Annotated in this window: 12 protein-coding genes; 3 read left to right on the top strand and 9 right to left on the bottom strand. The window is 71.4% G+C overall.

The features are described 5' to 3' along the window. Positions 1–134: 134 nt before the first annotated feature. The 8 genes from ACTIDRAF_RS0219295 to ACTIDRAF_RS0219265 all read right to left on the bottom strand — a co-directional run bounded on the left by ACTIDRAF_RS0219295 (position 135) and on the right by ACTIDRAF_RS0219265 (position 8,288). On the bottom strand, positions 135–695 hold the full coding sequence (locus ACTIDRAF_RS0219295) for an NADPH-dependent FMN reductase (RefSeq protein WP_016700366.1): 561 nt from the start codon (positions 693–695) through the stop codon (positions 135–137). Positions 696–862: 167 nt separating this feature from the next. Next, positions 863–1,306 carry a hypothetical protein gene (locus ACTIDRAF_RS29860; protein WP_016700365.1) on the bottom strand — a complete coding sequence of 148 codons (444 nt, stop codon included), beginning with the start codon at positions 1,304–1,306 and terminating at the stop codon, positions 863–865. A gap of 3 nt (positions 1,307–1,309) precedes the next feature. Then, complete coding sequence (locus ACTIDRAF_RS29855) at positions 1,310–1,858, bottom strand: peptidoglycan recognition protein family protein (protein WP_016700364.1); 549 nt, start codon at positions 1,856–1,858, stop codon at positions 1,310–1,312. A 290-nt stretch (positions 1,859–2,148) separates the two neighbouring features. Then, positions 2,149–3,597, bottom strand: a complete 1,449-nt coding sequence (locus ACTIDRAF_RS0219285) for a catalase (protein ID WP_016700363.1) — start codon at positions 3,595–3,597, stop codon at positions 2,149–2,151. 44 nt (positions 3,598–3,641) lie between these two features. Continuing rightward, on the bottom strand, positions 3,642–4,091 hold the full coding sequence (locus ACTIDRAF_RS0219280; protein ID WP_016700362.1) for a Fur family transcriptional regulator: 450 nt from the start codon (positions 4,089–4,091) through the stop codon (positions 3,642–3,644). Between the two features lie 381 nt (positions 4,092–4,472). Beyond that, complete coding sequence (locus ACTIDRAF_RS0219275) at positions 4,473–5,732, bottom strand: CaiB/BaiF CoA transferase family protein (RefSeq protein ID WP_016700361.1); 1,260 nt, start codon at positions 5,730–5,732, stop codon at positions 4,473–4,475. 175 nt (positions 5,733–5,907) lie between these two features. Further along, on the bottom strand, positions 5,908–6,984 hold the full coding sequence (locus tag ACTIDRAF_RS0219270) for an aspartate-semialdehyde dehydrogenase (RefSeq protein ID WP_016700360.1): 1,077 nt from the start codon (positions 6,982–6,984) through the stop codon (positions 5,908–5,910). Between the two features lie 38 nt (positions 6,985–7,022). Next, the gene (locus ACTIDRAF_RS0219265) at positions 7,023–8,288 is read right to left on the bottom strand and encodes an aspartate kinase (RefSeq protein WP_016700359.1); all 1,266 of its coding nucleotides are present in this window, start codon (positions 8,286–8,288) and stop codon (positions 7,023–7,025) included. A gap of 323 nt (positions 8,289–8,611) precedes the next feature. On the opposite strand from ACTIDRAF_RS0219265, the gene ACTIDRAF_RS0219260 reads away from it, so the two are divergent. Together ACTIDRAF_RS0219260 and ACTIDRAF_RS0219255 are read left to right on the top strand one after the other, a co-directional pair. After that, complete coding sequence (locus ACTIDRAF_RS0219260; RefSeq protein ID WP_245533584.1) at positions 8,612–9,712, top strand: mannosyltransferase family protein; 1,101 nt, start codon at positions 8,612–8,614, stop codon at positions 9,710–9,712. 95 nt (positions 9,713–9,807) lie between these two features. Further along, positions 9,808–10,440, top strand: a complete 633-nt coding sequence (locus tag ACTIDRAF_RS0219255) for a nitroreductase family protein (RefSeq protein ID WP_016700357.1) — start codon at positions 9,808–9,810, stop codon at positions 10,438–10,440. Positions 10,441–10,495: 55 nt separating this feature from the next. Here ACTIDRAF_RS0219255 and ACTIDRAF_RS0219250 read toward each other — a convergent pair whose 3' ends face one another. Then, positions 10,496–10,783 carry a hypothetical protein gene (locus ACTIDRAF_RS0219250; protein WP_026066285.1) on the bottom strand — a complete coding sequence of 96 codons (288 nt, stop codon included), beginning with the start codon at positions 10,781–10,783 and terminating at the stop codon, positions 10,496–10,498. Positions 10,784–11,300: 517 nt separating this feature from the next. On the opposite strand from ACTIDRAF_RS0219250, the gene leuA reads away from it, so the two are divergent. Then, positions 11,301–13,091: a 2-isopropylmalate synthase gene (leuA, locus tag ACTIDRAF_RS0219245; RefSeq protein WP_016700355.1), complete on the top strand. Its 1,791-nt coding sequence runs from the start codon at positions 11,301–11,303 to the stop codon at positions 13,089–13,091. Positions 13,092–13,131: the final 40 nt, after the last annotated feature.

Genomic DNA, 13,131 nt, shown 5'->3' with positions numbered 1-13,131 from the left:
GTACCCGGGAGTTCGGTGATTATGCTCGCCAGCGAGGGTGGGGCGGTGGCGCACGCCCGCTGTCCGGCCACTGGTGGGACCGGGCCCGGGGGCTCGACGGGGGCGTGGCGAGCCAGGACGGGACCGGAGGCTGGTCAGCGCCGGTACTGCTCGGCGAAGTCCACGACCTGCTCCCCGATCGTGCGCAGGGTGTCGGCAACACCGGCATCGGAGCAGCCCCCGATGTCGTCGAACCGCACCTGTCCTGAGTGCAACGCGGCTCCGAGTGGAGTCGGCCAACCCCGGAGCGCGTGCACGATGGACCGGAGGGCGTTCAGGGTGCTGACACCGGCCTGCCACCCGCTGGCGGTCGCGACGCAGCCGACGGCGCGTCCGTGCAGGTAGGGCCGGTCATCCGGGCGGAGGTCCTCGACGTAGTCGAGCGCGTTCTTCACCAGACCGGACACGGTGCCGTGGTAGCCCGGCGACACCAGCACCACCCCGTCGGCGTCCCGCAGCTCGGCCACCAGCCGTTCCGCGCGTTCGGTGCGCTCGCTGATCGCCGGGTCGTAGAAGGGGAGGAGGAGATCCGAACCGGTCAGGATGGAGGTTTTCGCGCCGCGCTCGGCCACGCCGGCCAGCACGGTCCTCAGCACCCGCTCGGACTGGGAGTCGTCGCGTATCGAACCGCCCAGGCCCACCACCGTGATCGTCATGATTCCCCATCCTGCCATCCACGTCGGCTCCTGTGACCCGCCGAAACGGCTGTTCCCACACCGTGCGACCCGACGGGGTCCCGAGCCTATGACCTCTACTTGGGTCGAGGTCAAGACACCTCCCAGCCGGGGCGGGGGGACGCGGGACGGGGCGAGCCGGACGCTGGTCAGCTGGTGATCCGAGCGGCCACCCGGCCTACGATCCGCTCGGCCTCGGACGCGTGGTCCGGCCCGAGAACGGCGAGGACGTCCTCCCGGAGCAGGTCGAGGAAGGACCGCCGCAGGCTCGCCGTGATCCCCGCTCCCGGGGTGCTGGCCTGGCTCGAGGCCGGCTGGGGTTCGCCGGCACCCGTCGCAGGGCTCGCCCGGTGGAGCAGCGCGTACAGGCTCGCGGTCATCATGTTCACCGGCAGGACGGCCGGGGACTCCTCCGCGGTGGTGACACCGACCGGCACGGCCGCCGTGTTGGCGGCGGCGAGGCCCGCGTACTTGCTGGCCTCGGACAGCATCTGCCAGGCCGGCGCACCTCGGCCGGTGCCGTGGAAGTTGATGAAGGCGTTCCACACCGCGCGGGCGATCTCCTCGGCGGTGGGCGGGGGTACGGCGGTCATCGGTCACGCTCCCAGGTGGCCGGCCACCGTGTCCCGGAAGGCCCGCATGTCGCCGGGCCAGTGGGCCGGGTCGTTCTTCCGGCCCGGAGCCCACTCCTTGTGGGCGATGGTGCGTTCCACTCCAAGGCCGAGATGGGCGAGCAGGGCGGCCACACCCCGCGGGTAGGCCTCCAGTTGCTCCTCCGTCCAGTCCCGCCGGGTACCCACCGACTCGGCCTCGACGCCGAGCAGGTGCTCGTTCCCGGTGTCGACGGGGACATCGCGCCAGGGGCCTCCCCGGCCGGCGTGGTAGGCGAGTCCGGCCGCGATCACCATCCACGTGCCGTCACGCGCCAGCCCGAGCTGGGCCAGCGGCCCGGCGAGGGCGGAGGTCCCGTCGCGGACCACCGCGAGCGACGGGTAGTTCCCCTCCGCCGGCCCGGCCGTGTGGTGCAGCATCACGCCCCGGATCTCCCCGAGACCGCCGTGCCCGCGTTCCTTCCAGCCGGCTTCCTCGTGGACCCGCAGCCCCTTCTCCCGCAGGACCTCGGCCAGCCAGGTCGCGTGCGCCATCGTCGCTCGCCCCCTTCATGCCACCGAACAACCCATCACGTCGAATGATGGTGAATTTCACACCAGTCGATCGTGCCGCCATCCAGCCCACACGGGTACCGCCAAGAAGGGGGAGGACGTGACGCGAGCGAGTGATCTCCGGCGGAGTGCGTCGCGGTGCGGAGGCGGAACAGGAGTGGCACCGGGACGAGCCGGCCTCGACCCTCGGACATGCCACGGCCCGGCCAGCCGCGGTGGGCTGGCCGGGCCGGAGGGCGCGGCAGGGGCGACAGCCGCCCCCGGTCGGCGCGTCAGCTGTCGAAGGACTCGGCGACCTTGTCGCCCAGGCCCTTGTCGACGTTGCGCCAGTACTGGAGCGCGCGCTCCAGGATCGGCTTGGACACCCCGTTGCTCAGGTGCCCCACGATGTTGCCGACCAGCCGAGCGCGCTGGTCGTCGTCGAGGACCTCCCGGACCAGCGTCCCCGGCTGACCGAAGTCGTCGTCCTCGGAGTGCAGCTGGTAGGCCGAGCGGACGATCTCGTCGCGCACACCGAAGCCGGCTGCCGCCTCGCCCGCCACCGCGGCGTTGGCGTGCGCGCCGCCGAACGAGTTGGGCGCGTAGACCGGGTCGCCCGGGTTGGAGTACCGCATCGCGCCGTCCTTGGAGTAGCTGTTGACGGGCGACTTGGACTGGTTCACCGGCAGCTGTGCGTAGTTCGCGCCAATCCGGTACCGGTGGGCGTCCGGGTAGGAGAACATCCGCCCGAGCAGCATCTTGTCCGGGGACGGACCGATGCCCGGCACCATGTTCGTCGGCTCGAACGCGGCCTGCTCGATCTGCGCGAAGTAGTTGTCCGGGTTGCGGTCGAGGACCATCCGACCGACCTTGATCAGCGGGTAGTCGCCGTGCGGCCACACCTTGGTCAGGTCGAACGGGTTGAAGCGGTAGTCGGCCGCGTCCTCGTAGGGCATGACCTGCACGTACAGCGTCCAGGACGGGTGGTCGCCCGCCTTGATGCTGTTGTAGAGGTCGCGGATGTGGTAGTCGGCGTCCTGGCCGGCGAGCTGGTCGGCCTCGCTCTGGGTCAGGTACTCGATGCCCTGGTCGGTCTTGAAGTGGTACTTGATCCAGAACTTCTCGCCGCCCGCGTTCTCCCAGAGGAAGGTGTGCGAGCCGTAGCCGTTCTGGTGCCGCCACGTCCGGGGCAGACCCCGGTCACCCATCAGCCAGGTCACCTGGTGGGCCGACTCCGGCTGGAGGGTCCAGAAGTCCCACTGCATGTCGTGATCACGCAGGTGGTTGTCCGCGCGGCGCTTCTGCGACCGGATGAAGTCGGGGAACTTGATGGGGTCCCTGATGAAGAAGATGGGCGTGTTGTTCCCGACGATGTCGTAGTTGCCCTCGGAGGTGTAGAACTTGATCGCGAACCCCCGGGGGTCCCGCCACGTGTCCGGCGAGCCGAGCTCCCCGGCGACCGTGGAGAACCGGACCAGGCTCTCGGTCCGCGTTCCCGGCTGGAAGACGGCGGCCTTCGTGTACTGGCTGACGTCCTCGGTGACCTCGAAGAACCCGAAGGCGCCCCCGCCCTTGGCGTGCACCACCCGCTCGGGCACCCGCTCGCGGTTGAACTGAGCGTTCTTCTCGATCAGGTAGTGATCCTGCAACAGGATCGGCCCGTTCGGGCCCGCGGTCAGCGAGTGGTCATCACTCGCCACCGGGATCCCGACGTTGTTCGTGGTGTAGCGCGCCTCGGCCACGCCGTCCTCCTCGTCGTTCCGTCCGTGGTGGGAACTACCCGTTCTCAACCCGCGCACTCGGCGCACAGGCCCCAGAACACGACCTCCGCCTCGTCCACCGTGAAACCGGCGACGTCCGACGGGTGCAGGCAGGGCGCCGCGCCGCGAACGCAGTCGACATCGGTGGTACGTCCGCACCGCCGACAGACCAGATGGTGGTGGTTGTCCCCGGTCCGTGTCTCGAACCGCGCCGGATGTCCGGCCGGCTCGATCCGGCGAAGCAACCCGGCCGAGGTGCAGGCGTGCAGCACGTCGTAGACGGCCTGCGTGGAGACCGTCCCCAAGCGCGCACGCACCGCGACCGCCACCTGGTCGGCCGTCTGGTGCGGATTGTTCGCGAGCCATTCGAGCGCCGCCAGTCGTGGGGCGGTCACTCGCAGCCCAGCGGCCCGCAGGGCGTCCCGAGCGTCCGGGACGGCCTGCGGGGCCGGTGACAGGGCGTGGGCGTCGTTCATGGTGTCCCCAGTTCAGCACCTAATCTGGAATCAGTCAAGTAACCGATGTGGTCAACTCTGGCTGTCCGTCGCGGAAACGGAACGCACACTGTCCCTGACCAGCCGTCGACGGCGGTAGCCCGCGGTGCCCCACACCACGCCCGCCCGTCCGCGCTGCCCGGCCCACCACCGGCTGGCGCCCCGGTGCGCACCACGCCCGGACCCGTGTACTCCGGCGGAAGCGTGAGGTCCACGAGCGCCGACCGGAGCCGGCGGCCGGCCGCGCCCACTCCCCGGCCTGGTCCGGCGCGGCCCGCCGAGGCCACGACAACGGGGCTCCTCCCCCGGCCGGGCACGCACCACCGGCCCCGCCCGGTGCCCGCCACGACGAGGTGGCCGATCTCAGGGCGCGAGGGTGTCCGCCGTCACCTGCTCCCCGGCGAGCTCATCCCGCTGCACGACCACACCGGAGGCAAGCAGAGCCGCGGTGTTCGCGACTCCCCACTCGAGGAGCACCTCCTCGCTGTGCTCGCCGCGCAGCGCGGGACGGCCGGGCAGGGCGGCGGGGGTTCCCGTGAAACGAGGGGCGGGGGCCGGCTGGGAGACCCCCTCCACGGTGACGAAGGTGCCTCGCGCGGCGAGCTGCTGGTGGCCGGCAGCCTCCTGCAACGACAGCACCGGGGCCACGCAGGCGTCGCTGTCGGCGAAGACGGACGCCCACTCGTCCCTCGTCCTGGTCCGGAACGCGTCCGCCAGCGTCTCCCGCAGCTCGGCCCAGCGACCCGGCTCACGCCCACCCTCCTCGGCGGGAACACCCAGCAGCCGGAGGAACTCCGCGTAGAACTTCGGCTCCAACGCACCCACCGCCAGGTAGCCGCCGTCCGACGCCTCGTAGACCTCGTAGTAGGGGGCACCGGAGTCGAGCAGGTTCGTCCCCCGCTCGTCACGCCACCGCCCCGCCGCGAGCATCGCGTGGACGAAGGTGGCCAGGTGCGTGGTCCCGTCGACGATGGCGGCGTCGACCACCTGCCCCTCGCCCCCTCGGGCGACGCGCAGCAACGCGGCGAGCACGCCCACGGCCAGGTACATCCCCCCGCCGCCGAAGTCGCCGAGCAGGTTCAGCGGGATGCTCGGCGCGGCCCCGGCTCGCCCGATGGAGTGCAGCACCCCGGTGACGGCGATGTAGCCGATGTCGTGGCCCGCGGTGTGCGCGAGGGGTCCGTCCTGCCCCCACCCGGTCATCCGCCCGTACACCAGGGCCGGGTTCCTCGCCGCGCAGTCGGCGGGCCCGACCCCCAGCCGCTCGGCGACTCCGGGCCGGAACCCCTCGATCAGCACGTCGGCGCTGGCCGCGAGGTCGCGGACCGCCGCCGCGCCGCGTGGGTCCTTCAGGTCGACGGCCACCGAACGCTTGCCGCGCCCCAGCAGGTCGTGCCGACCGGCGTCGATGAGGTGGGCGCCGTCGGGCCGGTCCACCCGGACGACCTCGGCTCCCAGGTCGGCGAGCAACATGCCGCAGAACGGCGCGGGGCCGATGCCCGCCAGCTCCACCACCCGGACGCCGGCCAGCGGACCGCTGCCCGTCGAGCGCCCACCGCCCTCCGGGACCGCCTTCCCGAGGTCCTCGCGTCCTTCCCGTCCGAAGTTGCTCTCCCCGACCACAGTGCTCTCCCGTCTCTCGCCCCGCGCGATGCGTTAAACACAACGGCGCTTCGTCAACCCGGCTTTTCGGCGATTCTCCGCGCGACCGGGTGAAATGCGTCGAGTGAACGGCGACAAGCGACGAGCGGCCCGCCGGTGTCGACGAGCCGCTCATCTGAACGGGTGCTACGTCAGGTCAGGACGTGGCGACCTTCTCCGCGATCTCGTAGGTGTTGAGGGCGGCGCCCTTGCGGAGGTTGTCCCCGCACACGAAGAAGTCGAGGGTGTTCGGGAAGTCCAACGCCTGGCGGATGCGACCGACGTAGGTCGGGTCACCGCCGACCACCGCCGCCGGGGTCGGGAAGACCCCCTGCTCCGGGTCGTCCAGGAGCACGACGGACTCCTGGCGGGCGAAGACCTCGCGCGCGGCCGCCACCGTCACCTGCCGCCCGAACGTGGCGTGCACCGCGAGGGAGTGCGTGGTGACGACCGGAACCCGCACGCAGGTCGCGGACACCTTCAGGCCCGGGATCCCGAGGATCTTGCGGGACTCGTTGCGCACCTTCAACTCCTCGGAGGCCCAGCCGTCCTCCTTCAGGGAGCCAGCCCAGGGCACGACGTTCAGCGCCAGCGGGGCGGGGAACGGCGACTCCGAGGGCAGCCCCGCGGCCGCCAGGGCCTCCGCCACGTCACCCGACCGGTTGCCGACGTCCTTGCCCGCCACGGCGGCGACCTCGGCGTGGAGCCGGTCGACGCCCGCCTGGCCGGCACCGGACGCCGCCTGGTACGACGCCACCACGAGCTCGGTCAGCCCGAACTCGTGGTGCAGCGCGCCGAGGGCCGCCATCATCGACAGCGTCGTGCAGTTGGGGTTGGCGATGATCCCCTTGGGCCGCCGGTGCACCTGCTCCGCGTTCACCTCCGGCACCACGAGGGGGACCTCCGGGTCGAGCCGGAAGGCGCCGGAGTTGTCCACCACCACGGCTCCTCGGGCGGCCGCGACCGGGGCCCACTCGGCGGAGACCTCGTCGGGAACGTCGAAGCAGGCCACGTCGACGCCGTCGAACGCCTCCGGGGTCAGTTCGACCACCGTCAGTTCGGTGCCGCGCACGGCGATCCGCTTGCCCGCCGACCGCGCGGAGGCGATCAGGCGGATCTCACCCCAGGGCACGGTCTCCCTGGCGTTGAGGATGTCGATCATCACGCTGCCCACGGCGCCGGTGGCACCGACGACGGCGATCGTCGGGCGGGTCCGGCCGGTGGTGTCGTCCATGTTCTGGTTCTTCCTCTCGACTTCTGGTCGGTCCGCCGTCAGCGTCCGGTTCCCGCGTAGACCACGGCTTCCTCATCGCCCCCGAGCCCGAAGGCGTCGTGGATGGCGCGCACCGCCACGTCGAGGTCGTCGTCCCGGATCAGCACCGAGATCCGGATCTCCGAGGTGTTGATGATCTCGATGTTCACGCCGGCCGTGGCCAACGCCTCGCAGAAGGAGGCCGTGACGCCGGGGTGCGAACGCATTCCCGCGCCCACCAGCGAGACCTTGCCGACGTGGTCGTCGTAGAGGACCTGGTCGAAGCCCACCTCGTCCCTGATCCGCTCCAGCTCCGACACCGCGGTCGGTCCGTTGGTCTTGGACAGGGTGAAGGTGATGTCGGTGCGGCCGGACACCGTGCCGGACACGTTCTGCAGCACCATGTCGATGTCGATCTCGGCGTCGGCGACGACCCGGAAGATCCGCCCGGCGACACCGGGGTTGTCCGGCACGCCGGTCACCGTCACCTTCGCCTCGGAACGGTCGTGCGCGACTCCGGTGATCATGGCTTGTTCCACGGAAAGGTCCTCCACTGACCCGGTGACGATGGTTCCCGGCTTCTTGCTGTACGACGAGCGGACGTGGACCGGGACCCCGTACCGGCGGGCGTACTCGACACACCGCAGCATGAGCACCTTCGCCCCGGACGCGGCCAGTTCGAGCATCTCCTCGTAGGGGACCATGCTCAGGTGCCGGGCGTCGGGGACGATCCGGGGGTCCGCGCTGTACACGCCGTCCACGTCGGTGTAGATCTCGCAGACGTCGGCCTTGAGGGCCGCGGCGAGGGCCACCGCCGTGGTGTCCGACCCGCCACGACCGAGGGTGGTGATGTCCCTGGTGTCCTGGGCCACCCCCTGAAAGCCGGCGACCAGGACGATGTAGCCCTCGTCGAGCGCCTGGCGAACCCGGCCCGGGGTGACGTCGATGATCCGCGCCTTCTGGTGGGCGCCGGTGGTGATCACCCCGGCCTGGGACCCGGAGAACGAGAGCGCCTCGGCACCCAGTGAGTGGATCGCCATCGCGACCAGGGCGTTGGACATCCGCTCACCCGCGGTCAGCAGCATGTCGAGTTCACGTTCCGGCGGCGAGGGCGAGACCTGCTTGGCGAGGTCGAGCAGCTCGTCGGTCGTGTCACCCATCGCGGAGCACACGACGACGACGTCGTTTCCCGCCTTGCGGGTCTCGACGATGCGCTCGGCGACCCGTTTGATGCGGTCCGCGCTCTGCACGGAGGAACCGCCGTACTTCTGGACGACGAGCGCCACGTGTCCAAACCTCCTCAGGTCAGTCCGTCTGGCAGTGCGGGACGGCCCGACCCGAAGCAGCTCGGCAGCAGTTGGACAGCCCCGCCGCCAAGTCAGCGTACAGAGAACTAACGCCGGACCCGAGTACCAATGGCCCGAAGTAGCCTGGGCGACCGAGTTGACGAGTGGTGCGGAGGAGCGCGTTGCGCGTAGATGCGGAGGCCCGGTCGGCCCGCGCGGACACACCCCGGGAAGACGACCCTGACCAGGGTGGGGATGTCGGTTCGACGGGTCGCCGGTGGCGGCCCCCGACGGGCTGGACGCGGCACCCGGCGGTCCAGCTGTTGGCACCCGGTGTGGTCTACCTCGCACTTGTGCGGATCGGGCTGCTCGTGCTGGGTTGGATGGCCGACGCGAACGACGTGTCGACCACCGACGCCCGCACGGTGTGGGACGGGCAGTGGTTCCTCGCCATCGCCGAGCACGGCTACGCGGGGGTGCCGCCGACCCTGGTCGACGCCTTCGGGAACCGCTCGGACGAGACGCCGCTGGCGTTCTTCCCCGGCTACCCGGTGCTGGTGCGATGGGTGGCCGAGCTGCCGGGCGCGGGCCTGGTCGGCGCCGCGTTCGCGGTGAGCACCGTCTCGGGTGTCGCCTGCGCCTACGCCCTGGCACGGCTGGGCGAGCACGTCGGTGGTTCCCGCCGGGCGGGGCTGCTGACGGTGGCGCTGTTCGCCGCCTCACCGATGGCGGTGGTCCTCTCCATGGCCTACTCCGAGGCCCTGTTCTGCGCGCTGGCCGCCTGGGCGCTGGTCGGGGTCGTCGAACGGCGCTGGGTGGTCGCCGGGCTGTGCGCCGCCGTCGCGGGCCTGGTGCGCCCCACGGCCGGGGCGCTGGTGCTGGCCGTCGGTCTCGCGGCGCTGGTGGCGGTCCTCTCCCGGCGCGACGGGTGGCGGCCCTGGGTGGCTGGTCTGCTCGCTCCGCTGGGCCTGCTCGCCTACCTGGGTTGGGTGGCCGCGAGCACCGGCTCGCTCACGGGGTGGTTCGACCTCCAGGAGCGGGGCTGGGACTCCCGCTTCGACGGTGGAGCGGCGACCCTCCAGTTCACCGCCGACGTGCTGGCCTCGGCTCCCTCGGTGCTGGAGGTCGCCACGGTGGCGATCCTGGTGGGAGCGGTGGTGCTGCTGCTCGTCGGTGTCCGCACGGGTGTCTCCTGGCCGCTCATGGTGTACGCGGCGGGCGTGCTGATGATGGACGTCGGGTCCAACGGCTTGATGAACTCGAAGGCACGTCTGCTGTTGCCCGCCTTCACCCTCCTGCTGCCCGCCGCCGTCGCGCTGTCCCGCCGCCGTCCCGGGACGGTGGCCTCGGTCCTGTGCGGCGTCGTCGTCACGGGATCGTGGTTCGGGGCGTACGCGCTGACCGCCTGGCCCTACGCGATCTGACACGGTGCGGGAGCCGAAGCACCCAGCACGGGGACTGCCCTGGTACCCCGCCCCTCGGTAGGGTGGCGCCGGAGCCCGAGGCCCGGAGGTGCCGTGTGACGGAGACCGAAGCACCCGACGAGCGGCGGGGCCGGTGGGCCGAGACCAGTGTCCCCGTGCACCCGCTGATCGCCGACCGCTGGAGCCCCCGTTCGCTGGACCCGACGGCGACCGTGGGCGAGGAGGCGCTGCGCGCCCTGTTCGAGGCGGCCCGGTGGGCGCCGTCGTGGGGGAACACCCAACCGGCCCGCTACCTGCTCGGCCGGCGGGGCGACGACACGTTCGACCGCATCCTGCGGACCCTGAACCGGGGCAACCGGGGGTGGGCCCAGTCGGCGGGAGCGCTCGTCGTCGGCGTCGCGACCGTGTTGGACGGAACCGGCCAACCACTGCCGTACGCGGAGTACGGCCTCGGGCTGGCGACCCAGAACCTGGTCCTGCAGGCGGTCGCGGAGGGCCTGGTCGCCCACCAGATGGCGGGTTTCGACAGCGACGCGATCGCCGAGCTGTTCGACATCCCCGACAGCCACGAGGCCCGGGTGGTCATCGCCGTGGGCCACCTGGCCGCCCCGGGGACTGGTGACCCGGGGACGAGGGAGCGGGACGCGCGACCGCGTGTCCGCCGAGACCTGTCCGAACTGGTCTTCCACGGTGACTGGGCGCATCCGGCGTACCCGGAAGCCGACTGACCCCAACCGCGCGCCGGCCCGCGCCGGCTCCGGCGGCTCCGGCGGCTCCGGCGGCTCAGCCGAAGATCTTGGCGGCGACACCCATCACGAGCACCCAGAACGCGGCGGCGAGCCCGTAGTCGGCCAGCAGCTGGAGGGTGGGGTTCCCCGCGTCGACGAGGCCGGGGAAGAACAGCGAGAGGAAGTCGGCCGCGTCGGCGACCGTGGAGACCAACTCCTGGTTCTCCCCCCAGCCGAACAGGGTGAAGACGATGTGCCCGACCAGGATGGCGGCCAACGCGAAGCCGACGAGGTTGATCAGTGTCGCCACGGTCGAGGGACCGTGCTGTCTCCGTGCCGCCATGCCCACGAGTGTGCCGGGTGGCGGGCGGGGAGGGAAGGTCCACGTCCGGCCCTCCGCCTCCTCACCGGTACCGGCCGAGTTCGGCGCACCCCGCTCGGCTGCGGGGGCGGGTCTCACCGCCCGGGCTACGAGCGGAACGGCTGGCGGGCCGAGCGGGCGGATGGACGGCACCGGCGGCCGCACCAGGACCGGGGACGGCCGAGCGGTCGCCGCACCCGCGACATCCCGGGTGTGCTCCACCACGTGGTCACCGGGGCGGGAGGGCCCACCGGCACCCTGGATGCGTGGTGGGCGACGTGGCGGAACACCGGGTGGGCCGTCTCCCCTGGTCACCGGGGTGAACGCCCAGACTGTGGACGGGCGGCTTCCGGTCGGGCCCCGGTCGGGGTTAGGCTCGGCCCGTGGCTCGTGGCCTGCTGCTTCTCCGCCGCGACGGGGTCTGACCAGACCGGCTCCCCGGCGCGGAGGTTTGCCGACGCCGGTCGTCGCACACAGCACAGGCAGCAGAGGAGACCACGTGAGCATCCCCAGTTCCGACGCGCTGACCGCAGCCGCCAGCAGGCTCCGGACCCCGTCCCGGCCGGCACCCGCCGGACAGCCGCACTGGAACCGCCAGCTCGGAAGCGCCATGCCCTTCCACCGGTACCGGCCCTTCGCCGAGCAGGTCGAGCCGATCTCCCTGCCCGACAGGACCTGGCCGGACCGGACGATCAGCGAGGCACCGCTGTGGTGCGCGGTCGACCTGAGGGACGGCAACCAGGCACTGGTCGACCCGATGTCCCCTGCCAGGAAGCGTCGGATGTTCGACCTCCTGGTGCGCATGGGGTTCAAGGAGATCGAGGTCGGGTTCCCGGCCGCCAGTCAGACGGACTTCGACTTCGTCAGGGAGATCATCGAGGACGAGGCGGTTCCCGAGGACGTCAGCATCCAGGTGCTGACCCAGGCTCGTCCCGAGCTCATCGAACGCACCTTCGAGGCCGTGGCCGGCGCGTCGAAGGTGATCATGCACCTCTACAACTCGACGTCCATCCTGCAACGCGAGGTGGTGTTCCGGAAGGACCGCGCCGGCATCAAGAAGATCGCCACGGATGGAGCGGAGACCGTGCTGGCCGTGTCCAGGAAGTACCCGGACACGGAGTTCCGCTTCCAGTACTCGCCCGAGTCCTACACCGGCACCGAGCTCTCCTACGCCGTGGAGGTCTGCGACGCGGTCACCGAGATCTGGAACGCCACTCCCGAGAACCCGGTCATCATCAACCTGCCGGCCACGGTGGAGATGGCCACCCCGAACGTCTACGCGGACTCCATCGAGTGGATGCACCGGAACCTGGCCCGCCGGGACTCGATCGTGCTCTCACTGCACCCCCACAACGACCGGGGAACCGGGGTCGCGGCCGCCGAGCTGGGTTACCAGGCCGGCGCGGACCGGATCGAGGGTTGCCTGTTCGGCAACGGTGAGCGCACCGGGAACGTCTGCCTGGTCACGCTGGCCATGAACCTCTTCAGCCAGGGCGTGGACCCCCAACTCGACCTCTCCGACATCGACGAGGTCCGGCGGACGGTGGAGTACTGCAACCAGCTCGCGGTCCCCGAACGGCACCCCTACGGCGGCGACCTGGTGTACACCGCGTTCTCGGGCAGCCACCAGGACGCCATCAACAAGGGGTTCGACGCGCTGCGCGCGGAGGCCGCCGGGGCCGGTGTCGAGGTCGACCAGTACCGGTGGGCGGTCCCCTACCTGCCCATCGATCCCAAGGACGTCGGCAGGAGCTACGAGGCGGTCATCCGGGTCAACTCCCAGTCCGGCAAGGGCGGAGTCGCCTACGTGATGAAGACCGAACACCAGCTCGACCTGCCGCGGCGGCTCCAGATGGAGTTCTCCAAGCTCGTCCAGCGGGTCACCGACTCGGAGGGCGGCGAGGTCGACCCGAAGGCCATGTGGGACGTCTTCGCGACCGAGTACCTGGACGCGGTGACGCCGCTCCGGCTCGGGGGGTACCAGGTCCAGGGCGGCGGGACGAGCAAGATCGTCGCGGACGTGGTGGTCGAGGGCGAGGAGCAGCAGATCACCGGCGCCGGCAACGGGCCGATCTCCGCCTTCGTGGACGCGCTGGCCACGGTCGGCTACGACGTCCGGGTGCTGGAGTACGTCGAACACTCGTTGTCCGCCGGCGACGACGCGAAGGCCGCCTCCTACGTGGAGTGCGCGGTGAACGACCGGGTCCTCTGGGGAGTCGGGGTGGACACCTCCACCGTGGCGTCGGCGCTGCGGGCGGTCGTCTCCGCGGTCAACAGGGCCAACCGCTGACGGACGCGGGGTGGCCGGCCGGGCACCGGCCGGCCACCCC

It is taken from the genome of Actinoalloteichus spitiensis RMV-1378, from assembly GCF_000239155.1.
Taxonomy (GTDB): Bacteria; Actinomycetota; Actinomycetes; order Mycobacteriales; family Pseudonocardiaceae; genus Actinoalloteichus_B; species Actinoalloteichus_B spitiensis.
Note: the sequence above shows the minus strand (reverse complement) of the source record. Positions and strands in the feature narration are given on the sequence as shown.

Bases quoted from the DNA above. Each gene is read 5' to 3' on its own strand.
- ACTIDRAF_RS0219295 (WP_016700366.1), bottom strand. From the start codon at position 695: ATGACGATCACGGTGGTGGGCCTGGGCGGTTCGATACGCGACGACTCC.
- ACTIDRAF_RS29860 (WP_016700365.1), bottom strand. From the start codon at position 1,306: ATGACCGCCGTACCCCCGCCCACCGCCGAGGAGATCGCCCGCGCGGTG.
- ACTIDRAF_RS29855 (WP_016700364.1), bottom strand. From the start codon at position 1,858: ATGGCGCACGCGACCTGGCTGGCCGAGGTCCTGCGGGAGAAGGGGCTG.
- ACTIDRAF_RS0219280 (WP_016700362.1), bottom strand. From the start codon at position 4,091: ATGAACGACGCCCACGCCCTGTCACCGGCCCCGCAGGCCGTCCCGGAC.
- ACTIDRAF_RS0219270 (WP_016700360.1), bottom strand. From the start codon at position 6,984: ATGGACGACACCACCGGCCGGACCCGCCCGACGATCGCCGTCGTCGGT.
- ACTIDRAF_RS0219250 (WP_026066285.1), bottom strand. From the start codon at position 10,783: ATGGCGGCACGGAGACAGCACGGTCCCTCGACCGTGGCGACACTGATC.